This window comes from Ciceribacter sichuanensis (assembly GCF_024055605.1).
In the GTDB taxonomy this organism is placed as follows: domain Bacteria; phylum Pseudomonadota; class Alphaproteobacteria; order Rhizobiales; family Rhizobiaceae; genus Allorhizobium; species Allorhizobium sichuanense.
Map to the genome: position 1 here is coordinate 121619 of NZ_JAMXLX010000010.1, position 14727 is coordinate 136345.

General features: G+C 61.1%; 12 protein-coding genes and 1 other annotated feature. Of the genes, 7 read left to right on the top strand and 5 right to left on the bottom strand.

The features are described 5' to 3' along the window. Window positions 1-12: 12 nt before the first annotated feature. The 5 genes from NBH21_RS22960 (at window position 13) to argE (ending at window position 6614) form a co-directional block, all read left to right on the top strand. Window positions 13-1077: an ABC transporter substrate-binding protein gene (locus NBH21_RS22960; RefSeq protein ID WP_250913127.1), complete on the top strand. Its 1065-nt coding sequence runs from the start codon at window positions 13-15 to the stop codon at window positions 1075-1077. Window positions 1078-1192: 115 nt separating this feature from the next. Beyond that, window positions 1193-2524, top strand: a complete 1332-nt coding sequence (locus tag NBH21_RS22965) for an LLM class flavin-dependent oxidoreductase (protein WP_250913128.1) — start codon at window positions 1193-1195, stop codon at window positions 2522-2524. 80 nt (window positions 2525-2604) lie between these two features. Next, window positions 2605-4386: an ABC transporter permease subunit gene (locus tag NBH21_RS22970; RefSeq protein WP_250913129.1), complete on the top strand. Its 1782-nt coding sequence runs from the start codon at window positions 2605-2607 to the stop codon at window positions 4384-4386. Window positions 4387-4425: 39 nt separating this feature from the next. Beyond that, window positions 4426-5445, top strand: a complete 1020-nt coding sequence (locus tag NBH21_RS22975; RefSeq protein WP_250913130.1) for a D-2-hydroxyacid dehydrogenase — start codon at window positions 4426-4428, stop codon at window positions 5443-5445. An 8-nt stretch (window positions 5446-5453) separates the two neighbouring features. Then, complete coding sequence (argE, locus tag NBH21_RS22980) at window positions 5454-6614, top strand: acetylornithine deacetylase (protein ID WP_250913131.1); 1161 nt, start codon at window positions 5454-5456, stop codon at window positions 6612-6614. Window positions 6615-6655: 41 nt separating this feature from the next. On the opposite strand, the gene NBH21_RS22985 is transcribed toward argE, so the two are convergent. The 5 genes from NBH21_RS22985 to NBH21_RS23005 form a co-directional block, all read right to left on the bottom strand. Then, the gene (locus NBH21_RS22985) at window positions 6656-7483 is read right to left on the bottom strand and encodes an ABC transporter permease (protein WP_250913132.1); all 828 of its coding nucleotides are present in this window, start codon (window positions 7481-7483) and stop codon (window positions 6656-6658) included. A gap of 1 nt (window position 7484) precedes the next feature. Next, entirely contained in the window at window positions 7485-8348 is an 864-nt protein-coding gene (locus NBH21_RS22990) for an ABC transporter permease (RefSeq protein WP_250913133.1), read from the bottom strand. A 2-nt stretch (window positions 8349-8350) separates the two neighbouring features. Then, the gene (locus NBH21_RS22995) at window positions 8351-9427 is read right to left on the bottom strand and encodes an ABC transporter ATP-binding protein (RefSeq protein WP_250913134.1); all 1077 of its coding nucleotides are present in this window, start codon (window positions 9425-9427) and stop codon (window positions 8351-8353) included. A 79-nt stretch (window positions 9428-9506) separates the two neighbouring features. Next, the gene (locus tag NBH21_RS23000; protein ID WP_250913135.1) at window positions 9507-10658 is read right to left on the bottom strand and encodes an ABC transporter substrate-binding protein; all 1152 of its coding nucleotides are present in this window, start codon (window positions 10656-10658) and stop codon (window positions 9507-9509) included. Window positions 10659-10779: 121 nt separating this feature from the next. After that, window positions 10780-12111 carry an aspartate aminotransferase family protein gene (locus tag NBH21_RS23005; protein ID WP_250913136.1) on the bottom strand — a complete coding sequence of 444 codons (1332 nt, stop codon included), beginning with the start codon at window positions 12109-12111 and terminating at the stop codon, window positions 10780-10782. 85 nt (window positions 12112-12196) lie between these two features. Between NBH21_RS23005 and NBH21_RS23010 the strand changes: the two genes are divergently transcribed. Further along, window positions 12197-13099 (top strand): LysR family transcriptional regulator, encoded by a 903-nt coding sequence (locus NBH21_RS23010; RefSeq protein WP_250913137.1) that lies wholly within the window; start codon window positions 12197-12199, stop codon window positions 13097-13099. Window positions 13100-13185: 86 nt separating this feature from the next. After that, window positions 13186-13241 (top strand) — a sequence feature (sul1 is cis-regulatory element that is thought to sense ions involved in sulfur or methionine metabolism; They are found in Alphaproteobacteria). A 25-nt stretch (window positions 13242-13266) separates the two neighbouring features. Continuing rightward, a complete protein-coding gene (locus NBH21_RS23015) occupies window positions 13267-14670 on the top strand; it encodes a SulP family inorganic anion transporter (RefSeq protein ID WP_250913138.1) in 1404 nt (467 codons plus the stop codon). The last annotated feature ends 57 nt before the right edge of the window (window positions 14671-14727 follow it).

A 14727-nucleotide genomic window follows, 5' to 3' on the forward strand; every position in this document is an offset into this window, starting at 1 on the left:
AAGGGAACTTGAATGTCATCGATCCTCCATCCCACCCGCCGCAGTCTCCTGAAGACCGCAGGTCTGGCCGCCGGTGCGCTTGCCACGCCCGGACTGCTGCGCTCCGCCTATGCGACCGGTCAGCTTACCGTCGCCGACGTCGGCGGCGCGCCGGGCGAAGCCATCAAGAAAGCCTTCTACGATCCTTTCGAAAAGGCGACCGGCATCAAGGTCGTCGGCGTTGCCCATGATCCGGATCCGGTCACCCAGTTCAAGCTGCAGGTCGATACCAAGTCCTATCTGTGGGATGTCTGCATGGTCACGCCCGACCATGTGATGCGTCTGACTGAAGAGAAGGACTACACGGTTCCGCTCGAAATCTCCGGTCCCGAAACCGCCGATCTCCTGCCTGGCATGCTGACCAGCAACTGGCTCGGCTTCTCGGTTTTCGGCGCCGTCATGGCGTACCGTACCGACAAGTACCCGGATGCCGGCCCGGCCAGCTGGGCTGATTTTTGGGATGTCGCGAAGTTCCCGGGCCGCCGCGGCTTTTACAAGGGCGCCTGGGCTGCGCTGGAATTCGCGCTGCTGGCCGATGGCGTCGCGCCGAAGGATCTCTATCCGCTCGACATGGACCGCGCCTTCAAGAAGCTCGAGGAACTGAAGCCACATGTGGCCGTCTGGTGGACCAGCGGCGCCCACAATACGCAGATCCTGCAGAACGGCGAAGTCGACATGAGCGACACCTGGTCGGCCCGCGCCTATGCCGCCAAGGCGGCCGGCGCACCGGTCAAGACCGTCTTCCAGGGTGGTTATTCCGTCGATGGCTGGTCGATCGTCAAGGATGCCCCGAACATGGCGGCTGCTCACAAGTTCATCGAGTTCTGCATGAAGCCGGAGCAGCAGGGCGCCTATTCCTCGATCGTCGCCAACGGTCCGAGCAACAAGAAGGCCTTCGACTTCATGCCTGCGGATCGCGCGGAAGTGCTGCCGACCGCGCCGCAGAATTTCGGCAATCTCTACGAGATCGACTCGAAGTGGTGGTCGGCAAACTACGACGCGGCAGTCGAGCGCATGCAGGAATTCCTGCTGCAGTAAATTTCTCCTGAGGATGCGCGCTGCCCCCGGCGCGCGTCCGAACTAGACCGGGTCCATTAGACCCGGTCCCTTTCTCTTCGGCGCAAGCGCGTCGCTCCCTCAAGAGTGCGGAACCATGACCAAGAAAAAGATTGTCCTCAGCTGCCTTTTCCAAGCCAACGGCTACCACAAGGGCGCCTGGCGCACCCCGGAAGCCGAAGCCGGCGCCGATACCGATATCGATCATTACATCCGCATGGCCAAGCGGCTCGAAGAGGGGCTGTTCGACGTCTTCTTCCTCGCCGACACCCCGGCGACACGCACCGAGAACCTTGAGATCTGGACCAAATCGCCGATCTACCAGAACGGTCTGGAACCGATCACCGTTCTCACCGCGCTTGCCATGAACACCAAATACATCGGCCTCGGTGGCACGATGTCGACCAGCTTCTTCGAACCTTTCAACATCGCCCGCCAGTTCGCCGCGCTCGACCACATCTCCAAGGGGCGCGCTGCCTGGAACGTCGTGACATCGGCAAACGACTATGCCGCCCGCAACTTCGGCCTCGACCGGCTTCCGCCCCACGGCGAACGCTACGAGAAGGCGAAGGAATGCGTGGAGGTGGTCAAGGCCTATTGGGATACCTGGGAAGACGGCGCATTCATCTTCGACAAGGAGAATGCAATGCAGTTTGACCCGAAGAAGTATCATGTGGTCGATCATGAGGGAAAATTCTTCAAGGTCTATGGCGGCCTGAACGTCGCCCGTTCGCCGCAGGGCCATCCCGTCATCATCCAGGCCGGCGCGTCCGACGCCGGCAAGGAACTGGCTGCCGAAACCGCCGAAATCGTCTTCGGCACGGGCTCCGGCATGCAGGCCGCCAAGGCCTTCTATGACGACCTCAAGGGTCGCATGGCGAAATACGGTCGCGACATGAGCCAGCTCAACATTCTCTCCGGCTTCGATGCCGTGATCGGCGATACCGAGAAGGAAGCGGAAGAGAAGTTCGAATATCTCCAGTCTCTCGTGCCGGTCGAACTGTCGGTCATGTATCTGTGCATGGACCTTGAGGCAAAGCTTCTCGACCTGCCGCTCGACGAGCCGGTTCCGCTCGATCGCATCCCGAAGGTTTCGAACAACCACACTGTCTATTTCAACCAGATCGCCGAACTGATCCGCGAGGGCAAGACGCTGCGCGAAATCGCCACCAGCTACCGTCGCGGCAATCGCGTCATGCGCGGCACCGCCGAGCAGGTTGCCGACTTCATGGAGAACTGGGTCGCAGCCGGCTGCGGCGACGGCTTCATGATGCCGATCGGGTATTATCCCGGAAACCTTGATGACTACGTCGACAAGGTGATCCCGATCTTGCAGGAGCGCGGCTCCTACAAGACCGAGTATGCGAGCACGACGCTGCGCGAGAACCTTGGCCTCATTCGCCCGAAGAACCGCTACGCGGCCGATTGAACGGAGCAGGACAAAGGGAAGGAAACTGTCATGATGGCGCTCGCCGCCATCCGGGCCTAGACCACGAGGGAGAAGATCGCATGACCATGGCTGCCACGAGCCCGGCGCCTGCCACCGCCAGACGCCTGTCGGGTCTTGTCAAGGCCGGCCCATTCTGGCTGGCGGTGCCGGGCCTTACCTTCATTCTGATCTTCTTTCTCGTGCCGACCGTGGAACTGATGTCCATCAGTTTCTTCGACAAGGCCGGCAGCCTGACGCTTGCGACCTATTCGAAGATCACCGCGTCGAGCGTTTACCTGCGCGTGCTGTCCACCACCTTCTCGGTCGCCTTTCAGGTCACGCTCTGGTGCCTGCTTCTGGGCTATCCGCTGGCCTACTGGCTTTCCGGCATGCCGGGCCGGCGCCAGCGCGTCATGCTGATGTTCGTGCTCCTGCCTTACTGGACGAGTGCGCTGGTGAAGAACTTCGCATGGTTGGTCCTTCTCGGCCGCAACGGCATCGTTGCCGCGGGCATGGAAAAGCTCGGCCTGCCGGGTGGCGATGCGCTGCTCTTTTCCCGCGCGACCGTCATCTTCGCCATGGTCCACACCATGCTGCCGCTGGCCGTCGTCACCATGATGCCGACCATGAACCAGATCGACAGGCGACTGACCATGGCGGCCGAGACGCTGGGGGCGACCGGCGCGCAGGCGTTCTGGCAGGTCTTCTTTCATCTTTCGGCGCGCGGCGTGGCCACGGCCGGCCTGCTGGTCTTCGTCTCCTCGCTCGGCTTCTTCATCACGCCCACCCTGGTCGGCGGTCCGAAGGACACGATGATCAGCCAGCTGATCATCACCCAGATCAACCAGTTGCAGAACTGGAAATTCGGCAGCGCGCTCGCCGTGATGCTCGTCGTCTCGTCGCTTCTGACCATCTTCGTCTATGACCGGCTGTTCGGCCTTTCCTCCATCGCCGGCGAAAGCAGGCGGGGAGCCGCCGACGGGCGCTGGCGGCGCTTCGGGCTGGCAGTCACCGGCGCGCTCGGCCGTTTCTTCGCGATGGGAGAGACTTTCGCCCGACGCAACCTTCGAGGCGTTTCCGGGCGCGGCGTCCTGTCCGCATATGGCTGGCTTGTGGTCACCCTGCTGCTCTTCCCGATCGTCGGGGTCATACCGATGGCGTTCACGGAGGCGGAGTTCCTTTCCTTCCCGCCCGTGGGCTTCAGTCTCCGCTGGTTCGAAGCCTATTTCACATCTCCGGTATGGGTGTCCGCGACGCTGCGTTCCTTCGGTATCGGTTTCGCGACCGCCATCATCACCGTCATCGTTGCCGGTTTCGCGGCGCTTGGCCTTGCCCGCTCGAAGAGCCGGCTCTCCGGCCTCGCCTTCCTCGTTTTCATGGCACCGATGGTGGTGCCGCCCATCGTCATCGCCATCTCGCTGTTCTATCTTTTCGCCAGCCTTTCGATGATCGCGACGGACAGCGCCATCGCCATAGGTCACAGCGTGATCGCGTTGCCCATCGTCTTCGTCATCCTGCTTGCGACCTTCAAGGAGCATGACTGGCGGCTCGATCAGGCGGCCGCAACACTTGGCGCGACGCGCCTGCAGATCGCCCGGCGCATCACCTTCCCGATGGTCAAGGCCGGCCTTGTCGTCGGCTTTGTCACCGGCTTCCTGCAATCCTTCGAGGAACTGACCGTCGCGCTCTTCATCGGCGGCGGGCTGAAGACGACGTTGCCGAAGCAGATGTGGGACGACATTACGCTTTCCGTGAACCCGAGGATCGCCGCAGCCTCGGTCTGCGTGCTCTTTGTGGTCGTTATCCTGTTTGCCGCGATCGAGTATTTCCAGAGGCCAAAGGGTGGGGCGGCCCGCCGCTGAGCCTGTCGTGACCACGGGGTCATCTGAAAGAGGAAACGCATGACCGCCAAATCGATGCCCGCCCCCCTTACGCCCGGCGACGGCAAACTCCGCATCTATGTGGAGAACAGGGAGAATGCTTTCGGCAACTTTGTCGTTTCGCAGGACGATCTCCGTCGTGCGCTCGGGGCGCAGGCGGATCGCGTCGAGATTTCCGTAAACAGCGCCGATGCGCCGGATTTTGCCAGTCTCCAGGCCGCGACCTTCTTCATTGGTTCCGGCTTCGATCCTCAACGCCTGAGGGATTACGGTCGCAAGCTGCGCGTCGTCCATTGCCTGTCCGCCGGCGTCGAATACTACATGCCGCTCGACTGGTTGCCGTCGGGTGCCGTCCTGACCAATTCCTCCGGTGCCCACGAGGAAAAGGGCGGGCAATATGGTCTGATGGCGGTTCTGATGCTCAACGAACGCATGCCGCGCCTCATCACCAGCCAGAAAGAGCGACGCTGGGATCAGGCCTTCTCATCGACCATTCGCGGCAAGACGGCGCTTTTCTTTGGAACGGGATCACTGGGCAGCGCGATTGCCGCCTGCCTGAAGCCGCTCGGTGTCAGGCGCATCGGCATTTCCCGCAACGGCCGGCCCGTCGAGGCATTCGACGCCTGCCATACGGTCGATACACTGCACGAATGGTTGCCGAAGGCGGACTTCCTCGTCGTCGCCACACCGCTTACGCCCGCGACCCGCAATGCCATCGGCGCGCGCGAGATCGCTCTGCTTCCGCCCCATGCCGGCCTCGTCAACATTGGCCGCGCCCCGGTCGTAGACTACCTGGCGCTGGCCACGGCGTTGAGGGAAGGGCGACTTTCCGGCGCGGTGCTCGACGTCTTTGACGAGGAACCGCTGCCGGAAAGCTCGGACCTCTGGGATGTGCCGAACCTCATCATTACGCCGCACACTTCCTGCGACGACCACCACAATTATATCGACCGCTGCCTTTCCATCTTCGCGGGCAATGTCGAGCGGCTTTCGAAGGGACTTCCCCTCGAAAACGTGGTGGATGCCATCCACCAGTATTGAGAGTTTTCATGGAAACCCTTGCTCTTCTCGCAAAGCTCGTAGCCTTTCCAAGCGTTAGCGCGGAAAGCAATCTCGCTATCGCGACCTTCTGTCGGGACCATCTTTCCCGCCTGGGATTTTCCTGCCGGCTTGTGTCGGATGCGACGGGCAAAAAGGCGAACCTGATCGCGAGCCTTGGCCCGGCGACCGATGATGGACTGGTACTTTCCGGTCATATGGACGTGGTCCCGGTCGAGGGGCAGGCGTGGACTTCCGATCCCTTCCAGCTGACGCGACGGGATAACCGGGTCTACGGGCGCGGCGCGACCGACATGAAGGGCTTTCTTGCCTCGGTCCTCGCAGTGGCGGAAAAGGCTTCCCGTTTGAAGCTCAAGAGGCCGCTGCATATCGCGCTGTCGCATGACGAGGAAATCGGCTGCGTTGGTGTGCGCGGCCTTCTCGACGATCTCTCGGCAAACGGCTTCAGGGCGGCCGTGGCTCTTGTCGGCGAACCGACGGGAATGCGTCCCGTTATCGGGCACAAGGGAAAGCTCGCGGCCCGAGCCACCTGCAGGGGGTTTCCCGGACATTCGTCGCTGGCGCCGCTTTTCCTCAACGCCATCCATCTCGCCTGCGAGGTGGTCGGGGCGATCCGCGATGTCCAGACGCGACTGGCGGATGAGGGGACACGGGACGCGGCCTATGCCGTGCCATACTCGACAACCCATGCCGGCATCATAAGGGGTGGCGATGCGCTGAACGTGGTGGCGACCGAGGCGACCGTCGACTTCGAGATCCGCCACCTTGCAGAAGATGATGCCCGAATCTTGTTCAACGAGATCGTGGCTCGGACACGAACGCGGATAGCGTCGCTCGTCGCGGGCTTTCCCTCCTCCGGCGTTGATTTCACGGTGCGGAACGCCTACCCGGGTCTTGCCACGCCGGAAAACTCCCCGGCGCTGGCCTTTGTCCGGGACGTGCTTCCAGAAGCCCCGGCATTCAAGGTGTCATTCGGCACCGAAGCGGGGCTCTATGTGGAAAAACTGGCGCTGCCGACGGTGGTCATCGGCCCTGGGGACATGGCTCAGGGGCATCAGCCGGACGAGTTCATCTCGCTTGATCAACTCGACGTTTGCGATGCCTTTCTGGAGCGCGTGCTCGAAAAACTGACCATCGACGCACCCATCTGAGACCATTCCTCGCCAATCAGCACCGGGGCCACTGGAAAACATCAGTGCTGGTCGGAGGCCTCCCCGGATCCGATGGCCCGCTGCCTCAGCCGGATCGAAACCAGAAGGCCCAAGACGAGAGCGAAGATGATCAGGTTGATCAGCGTCGACAGGGCATAGAGTTCCGGCTTTACCCCGTAGCGCAAGGCGCCCCACGCCACCGAGGGCATGGTTGGTGTTGCACCGAGAAGGTAGAAGGACACGTCGAGGCCGTTCAGCGACAGCACGAAGGCAGTGATCAGGCTGCCCATGATGCCGGGCCAGGTGATCGGCAGCATGACCTCGATGAAGGATCGGACCGGCGAAGCGCCACAAACAATTGCCGCCTCATTCATCCGCCAGTCGTATTTATAGAGCATCGCCGCCATGATCAGGAAGCAGAAGCTGAAGCAGTGCACCGTGTTGGCGATGATCGCCGTCAGCATGTTTCCCTGCAGCTCGAACAGCAGATAATAGAGCGCCATGCTGGAAATGCCGAGGAGGATTTCCGAAACGAAAAGCGGTGCGGCAAAAAGGATGGCGTAGAAGAGCGCGCGCTTACCGCCGAACCGCAGTACGCCGACCGTTGCGAGAAAGCCGAGCACAGTGGAAAGGACCGCCGTGCAGGACGCGAGCAACAGGCTGTTCAGGAATGCGCTCTGGTAGACGGTGTTGGTGGAGAGCCTGACATAGCTCGCCAGGTTGAATTCCGGTGGATAGGGAAAATTAGGCCGGCTCGAAAGCGACGCGAACAGGATGTGCACGATCGGCATGTAGAGGAAGGCGAAGACGACGATCAGGAATGCGGCCAGGGACCACTTGATCAGGTTATCCGAAAACTGCGGTGTCATCTCACTGCCTCCCAAGTCCGGTAAAGCCTGTCCGGCGAAGATCGACGCCGAAACTCAGGATCACGAGCGCGGCCGCCGAGAAAAGGAACAGCACCACGCCCATGGCTGCGCCGAGCGCCCAGGTGCCGGACTCGCCGAACTGCTGGGCCATGGACATACCGTAGAGCGTTCCGTTCGGCCCGCCGAGGAAGCGGGGCACCAGCGAGGCCGAGAGCGTGGGGATGAAGGCCAGCATGAAGCCGACGATGGTCCCTGACAGGTTCAACGGCCAGACCACCTCCCGGAAAACACTGAAGCGATTGGCTCCGCATGCGCTCGCCGCATGGGCAAGTCGGAAGTCGAAGTTGATCAGCGACAGGTAGATCGTCGTCACCACGAGCGGCAGGTAGAGGTAGAGAAAGGCGATAAAGGAAGCGAAATTGGAATACATGATCATCCGCAGCGGAGCAGCGCCCATGCGCAGCAGGGCGCCGTTCAGCAATCCCGCCGGTCCGAGCATGCCCTGAAGCGCAATCAGGCGCAGCACCTCTCCCGACAGGAAGGGTATGACCAGCAGCAGGGAGAAGATGATCCGGTAGCGACCGCCATAGCGGACGATGAAATAGGCGATCGGCCAGGAAATCACGACCAGCACCACGCCCACCCCGATCGCCATCAGGAGCGAGCGAATGAAGAAGGTGATGTAGGCGCCCTCGGTGGCGAGAGTGCCGTAGTTCATCAGTGTCCACTCGCGGACGATCTTGTAGTTCTCCGTCTGCCAGAAGCTTAGCACTACCAGCGCGACCAGCGGCATGACGAAGAAAAGCAGCAGGAAACCACTGGGGATATCGAGAAGCAGTCGGCGTCTCATGGTATCATCGTGCATGCTCAGTCCTCCGCCTTGAAGACGTTGCAATCGGCCGGGCTCCAGGAAAGCAGAACCTTCTCGCCAACGGGCAACGGATCGTTGCGTTTGGGCTTGACGGCGATCACCGTATCGCCCCGGTCGGTCTCGAGTACGTATTCGAGGAAGGGGCCGCGCAGGACCACGTCCGCAATTGTGCAGATGATGCCCGCGCTGCCCTCGGCCTTGCTTGCGAGATCGAAGCGCTCGTTCTTGACGAAAATATCGACGGATACTCCGGCCTTGAAAGCGGAGCCGGCCGGCAGGGCGAATTGAAAGTCGTGGCTCTGCAGGCTGACCGTCGTGCCGTCAGCGCTGACGATACCGCGAAACTTGCTGGATTTGCCGACGAAGCGTGCGACGAAGGGCGTCGGGGGATGGTCGTAGATCGACTGCCGCTCTCCAAGTGCCTCGAGCCGTCCGTTGTGGATCACCGCGATCCGGTCGCTCATGCTGAGCGCTTCTTCCTGATTATGGGTCACGTAGATGAAGGGAATGCCGAGCTGCTTCTGATAGCGGCGGATCTCGATTTCCATCTCCTGACGCAATTCGCGGTCAAGGTTGGCGAGCGGTTCGTCGAGTAGCAACAGTGTCGGTCGCGCCACGAGGCCGCGACCCAGCGCCACGCGCTGTTGCTGGCCGCCGGAAAGCTGGCTGGGATAGCGGTCGAGCAGTTTGGTAAGCGAGAGAACACCGGCAACCCATTCGAGCCGCTCCTCGATTACCTCCTTGGGCTCCCTGCGCATTCTGAGCGGAAAGGCGAGGTTTTCCCGTACGGTCCGGTGCGGGAAGAGCAGGAACTCCTGAAACACCATGCCGATGCCGCGCTTATGCGGCGGAAGACTGGTGACGTCCTGCCCTTCGAAGTGGATACGGCCCTCCGTCGGCCGATCAAGACCGGCAATCAACCGGAGCAGCGTGCTTTTGCCGGAGCCGCTCGGCCCCAGAATGGCGATGAACTCCTCCTTGGCGATATCGAGACTGACGCCATCAAGGGCGCTGAACGCCCCGTATCGTCTCGATACATTGTCAATCCGGATGTAGGATCCGCTCTGGCTCATGAAGAATTACCCAGGCTTGGCGGCGCAAGGCGTTGTATCGCCCTGGCCGCCGGGTTTCAAAGGATGGAGGATGCGGTGATCAGGCGGCCTGAACGTTGGACCAGACCCGTTCCCACTTTTCGGGAGAGGACGGCTGGTCGAACATGAACAGGTCGGCGATCTCGCTCGAACGATCCATCAGGAAGAGCTTGCGTTCGTCTTCCGTCGAGATGGCGCGCAGGTCCACGGTGGTGGAGCAACCCGCCACTTCTCCGATCTTCTTCATCACATCGGCAGAGATCATCACGTCGATGAAGCTGTTGCACAGATCGAACTTTGTGCCGTCCTGAACGCCTGAGGTGACGAGCCAGGTGTCGACCCAGCCGAGACCGCCTTCCTTCATCTGCAAGGCATGGCGGAAATCGACTGTTGCTGCGCCCTGGGCCTCTGCCGTGAGCAGCTGGCGGAACACCTGGGCGAACTCGGTCGCTGCAACGACGGCACCGCTCTGAAGGAGCTGGAAGAGGGTCGGGTTATCCTGATAACGCGTCAGAAGCAGACTTTTCTGCTGGATCAGGAGTTTTTCGACCTCGGCCAGCTCCTCGTCCGTCAGGACATAGGGATTGAACGGCTTGCCATCAGGACGCGGCTGGCCACGGGTGCCCATGCGGTCCGTGACGAGGAGTGCTGCCAGAGCGATGTTTTCCTCGAAACGGGAGCTGGTGGAAAGCATGCCGGAGAATTCCGAGTTGAACATGCATTCCAGCGAGTGGGTCTTCTCCGGAGCGACCTTTCCGGCGTCATAGGTGATGCCATAGGCGCCCCAGCAGAAGGGAAAGCCGATCTTCTTGCCCGTCTCAGGGTCGGAGAGCACCTTGAAGGTCTCGGATGCGAACTCGGGCAGGTAGCCGGCCGCATTGGGAACCTTCGAATAGTCCACGTCACGCAACAGCTTTTCGCGGAAATAGAGCTGCGGCCAGAAGCCATCGGCCTGCACCAGATCGAATTCCTTGGAGCCGCCGACACGGAGCTTGTTGTAGGCCTCGGAATTGCCGTCGAAGAAGCTCGGGACGAACTTGACCTTATGGGTGTCTTCGAAAGCGGTAATCTTGTCGGGAAGCAGATAGGCTTCCCACATCAATGCACGAACCTGATCCGGTGCAGCCCAGGAGGGCCTTACGAAAGGCATGGCAAGCGCTGCAGTCGTTCCCGCGGCCAGAATGGATCGGCGGGTAAATTTCTTGTCGAACATAGTCGTGATCCCCTTTTTTGTCGGTATTCTTCACTGACTGTCGCGTGCTTTTGCACGTCTTTTCCTTCCCAGTTCCCCCGGCGGCTTTTCCGCCGGAGGGCATTGCATGCATATCAAGGCATCAGGCTATGCCGTCCGCTTCGATAGAACCAAGCACCTCGTCGAGCACGTCGAGTGCATGGCCCATATCCTCCACGGAGCAATCCAGCGGCGGCTTGACCTTAATGAGATTGCCAAGGCCGGCATAGCGGCTTTCACCGAAGAGCACACCGCGATCGACGCCGCGACGATAGACTTCCGCGGCTGCCGCGCGCGCCGGCTCCTTGGTCTCGCGATCCTTGACCAGTTCGATCGACGCGAAGAGGCCGGGTCCTCTGACGTCACCGATGAGCTTGCGATGCTTTGCCATCTCGTTGAGACGGCCGGTGGCGTAAACGCCGAGATCGTGGGCCTTGTCGCAGAGCCTGTCCTCTATGATCGCATCGATGGTGGCAATCGCGGCGGCCATGGCGACAGGGAAGGAGCCGAAGGTCAGCGCATCCTCGCCGGAATCGAACTTATTGAGCTTTTCGCTGGCGAAAATCCCGGCCAGCGGGAAACCGCCGCCGATGCCCTTGCCGAAGGTCATGATATCCGGAACGATCCCGTAGAAGTCAGAGGCGAACATCTTGCCCGTGCGGCCGAAGCAGCTCTGGATTTCGTCCCATATCAGGAGAATGCCGCGCCGGTCGCAGATCTCGCGAACGCCCTTGAGATAGGATACCGGCAGGACGATGTGACCACCGTTGCCCATGATCGGCTCCATCATGATCGCCGCAACGCCGCCGTCGACACCGCGATCGATCACGTCCTCGAGCAGGGAAAGGCAGAGCTGGACATCGGTTTCCGGATCAAGGCCGAGGCGCGGTCGGTAAGGATCGGGATGCGGAATGCGGGTGAAACGCGGCTGGAGCGGCAGGAACGGATTGTCCGGATGCGGCCAGCTCGCCGCCATCGTGGTGATGGAGCGGCCGTGATAGGCGTCCTGCAGCACGATGATGTTCTGCGCGCCGGGACGGTTCTTCAGGGCGAGCTTCATTGCCATTTCAACGGCAAGACTGCCGTGCAGGGCGTAGCCGATTCGGTGGAGGTCGCCTGGTGCGATGTCGCGAAGCTTGGACGTCAGCGTCAGCAGCGGCTTGGTGTTGAAGTTCGGCCGTGCATGGGTGATTTCACGTAGCTGGGCGATTGCCGCTTCGACCACGCGCGGGTCGTTTGCGCCGAGGTTGTTCGACCATGCCTGCGAGGTGCAATCGAGGTAGCGGTTGCCCTTGTCGTCCCAGACATAAGAGCCGCGTGCCCGAACGAGCGTGATCTTGGTGTTGTCCCCTTCTGCCGGGTCATGAATGAGAGAACGCTTTCCCTCTTCAATGCGATATTCGTCCGATTTTACGGCCGTTTGCGCGACGTTCATCGATGTTTCCCTCTTGTCTGCGATGACGGCGATTAAGCAATGAAGGTGCGTTGACAACAAGGACGATTAGCGAAAGGATTAATTCATGTCGCTTATGAATATCCAGCTTCGCCACATCCGGTGCCTGCTTGCTGTCGCGAGCGAAAAGAGCTTTGCGAGAGCGGCGGAAAAGCTATCCGTCTCGCAGCCGGCGCTGTCGCAAACCATTATTCAGCTTGAGGAAACGCTGGGCTTCGAAGTTTTCGAGCGCACCACCCGCAGCGTCTCGCTGACGAAAGATGGGGCGACCCTTTGTGACTATGCGCAGAAGCTGAACCGCTCGATGGAAACCTTCTATCGCGAGGTGAAGGCGCTCCAGCTTTCGCGGCACAATTTCCTGCGGGTCGGATATCTGATCGGTACCGCCGTTGAATTCATCCCGAAGATCATGCAGGAATTCGAGCGACGCCGGCCGAATGCGACGCTGGAATTCGTCGAATACGATTTCACCAATCCCGATGCCGGGCTTTCGACGGAACTTGTCGACTGCAGCATCTTCCGCCCGCCGGTCGATACGCCGGACATTCGTCTCGTCGAGATCGCTCGGGAAAAATGCGTTGCCTGCCTGCCTGACGGTCATCCCCTGAGCCTGCAGGAGACCGTGACGGTGGAACAATTGTTCGACGAGCCATTCATTGCCGCGCCCGGCAATGGCGTGTGGAGGGACTACTGGCTCGCCGGTCAGTACCGCCAGGGCCGAGGCGCCCGCGTCGTGTTCGAGGCCGCAACAGTGGATTCGGAATTGCAGGCGGTTGCCATGCGCAAGGGCATAAGCATCACGGCCGAAAGCACTGCACGCTTCTACGCCCGCCCGGGGGTCACCTTCCGCCGGATCGCCAACATGGACGACTGCATCATCGCCATCGGCCACCGCCAGCCGGCAAACCCTCTGATCAAGGAACTGATCGACGTGGCCATAGCGGTGACGAGGCTGCCCGCCGACGGATGACAGAGGCTGCGGCATTCCGATGACGGCCCCGGCCGGATCACCTGACTTGGCATCGTGGGCAATTTGGGTTATGCGGCAATCAATCATATGGACCCGGTGCAAGCCCGGGTGGCTATTCCGGCCGCCGATCCGCCGGGCAATGCAATCCAGACGCGTCCCCTTCAAAAATGATAAGCAGCACACGGCACTATCTCCGCCAGTGGCAGGAAAACCCTGTCCGCGAAATCCTTGCAGGCGCGGTGGCTACCTTTGCCCTGATCCCCGAAGTCATCGCTTTTTCCTTCACGGCGGGCGTCGATCCGGCAGTCGGGCTTTATGCCTCCTTCATCATCAGCATCGTGATTGCCATTTTCGGCGGACGTCCGGCAATGATCTCGGCAGCAGCCGGATCTGTTGCGATGGTGGTGGCGCCGTTGGTACGCGAACATGGTGTCCAGTACCTCTTCGCCGCGGGGCTCCTGGCGGGCCTGTTCCAGATTCTCTTCGGCTTCGCCCGGCTGGCGACGCTGATGCGCTATGTCTCCAGTTCTGTTCGGACGGGTTTTGTCAATGCGCTGGCGATCCTGATCTTCTCGGCGCAACTGCCGCATATCCTGAACGCAGGCCCCATTGGTTACGGTGTGATGGCTGCAGGACTGGCGGTCATCTACGTGACACCGAAGCTGATCTCCCGCATTCCCGCGCCGCTGATCTGCGTCGTGGTGTTGACGGCATTGTGTTCCGCCTTCGGGATAGACGTACCGCGTGTTGCCGATCTGGGCGAACTGCCCGACGGCCTGCCGATTTTCAGCCTGCCCGATGTACCTGTTAGCCTCGATATGCTGAACATCATCTTCCTGCCGGCATTGGCCATCGCCATGGTCGGGCTTCTGGAAAGCCTGATGACCGCTGGCGTGGTCGATGACCAGACCGGCACTCCTTCGAACAAGAATGCCGAGGCGCTGGGGCTTGGGTTGGCGAACGTTGCTGCCAGCCTGTTCGGCGGCATCGCAGGCTGCGGCATGATCGGCCAGACGGTTTCCAATGTAAAATATGGCGGACGAGGACGGCTGTCCACACTGGCGGCCGGAGGCATCCTGCTTCTCTTGATGGTGGCGCTGGGTCAGGTGGTTGGGCAGGTCCCTGTCGCGGCTCTTGTTGCGATCATGATCATGGTGTCCATCGACACGCTGGACTGGGGCTCGCTGAAACGGCTCGGCACCACACCAGCGCTGTCCAATCTGGTGATGCTGGCCACGGTGGCAGTAACGGTGATCAGCCATAACCTATCGCTCGGGGTGTTGGTGGGCGTCCTGATGAGCGGCGTATTTTTCGCGGCCAAGGTGGCACGGATGCAGCACGTCCGGCGCGAGGGGGATCTTTATATCGTGGAGGGACAGGTCTTCTTCGCCTCTGCGGAAGCCTTCATCGATGCCTTCGACCCGACCCTGCACGACGACCCCGTAACAATCGATCTTTCAGGCGCGAGACTTTGGGACATCACGGCTCTGGCAGCACTTGAGAAGGTGCGGGAGCGGTTTACTCGCCACGGCCTCGATGTCACCGTCGAGGGACTGCGCTGGCCGGTATAACTGCTCTGGCGCTTCAAGACGGCGTGGCGCCACCTTGTCCAGGAGCGCATCCGAAAG

What these genes read in the sequence shown, in the direction of transcription:
- NBH21_RS23005 (WP_250913136.1), bottom strand. Translation starts at nt 12,111, where the DNA reads ATGAACGTCGCGCAAACGGCCGTAAAATCGGACGAATATCGCATTGAA.
- NBH21_RS23010 (WP_250913137.1), top strand. Translation starts at nt 12,197, where the DNA reads ATGTCGCTTATGAATATCCAGCTTCGCCACATCCGGTGCCTGCTTGCT.
- NBH21_RS23015 (WP_250913138.1), top strand. Translation starts at nt 13,267, where the DNA reads ATGATAAGCAGCACACGGCACTATCTCCGCCAGTGGCAGGAAAACCCT.
- NBH21_RS22975 (WP_250913130.1), top strand. Translation starts at nt 4,426, where the DNA reads ATGACCGCCAAATCGATGCCCGCCCCCCTTACGCCCGGCGACGGCAAA.
- NBH21_RS22960 (WP_250913127.1), top strand. Translation starts at nt 13, where the DNA reads ATGTCATCGATCCTCCATCCCACCCGCCGCAGTCTCCTGAAGACCGCA.
- NBH21_RS22990 (WP_250913133.1), bottom strand. Translation starts at nt 8,348, where the DNA reads ATGCACGATGATACCATGAGACGCCGACTGCTTCTCGATATCCCCAGT.
- NBH21_RS22970 (WP_250913129.1), top strand. Translation starts at nt 2,605, where the DNA reads ATGACCATGGCTGCCACGAGCCCGGCGCCTGCCACCGCCAGACGCCTG.
- NBH21_RS22985 (WP_250913132.1), bottom strand. Translation starts at nt 7,483, where the DNA reads ATGACACCGCAGTTTTCGGATAACCTGATCAAGTGGTCCCTGGCCGCA.
- NBH21_RS23000 (WP_250913135.1), bottom strand. Translation starts at nt 10,658, where the DNA reads ATGTTCGACAAGAAATTTACCCGCCGATCCATTCTGGCCGCGGGAACG.
- NBH21_RS22995 (WP_250913134.1), bottom strand. Translation starts at nt 9,427, where the DNA reads ATGAGCCAGAGCGGATCCTACATCCGGATTGACAATGTATCGAGACGA.
- NBH21_RS22965 (WP_250913128.1), top strand. Translation starts at nt 1,193, where the DNA reads ATGACCAAGAAAAAGATTGTCCTCAGCTGCCTTTTCCAAGCCAACGGC.
- argE (WP_250913131.1), top strand. Translation starts at nt 5,454, where the DNA reads ATGGAAACCCTTGCTCTTCTCGCAAAGCTCGTAGCCTTTCCAAGCGTT.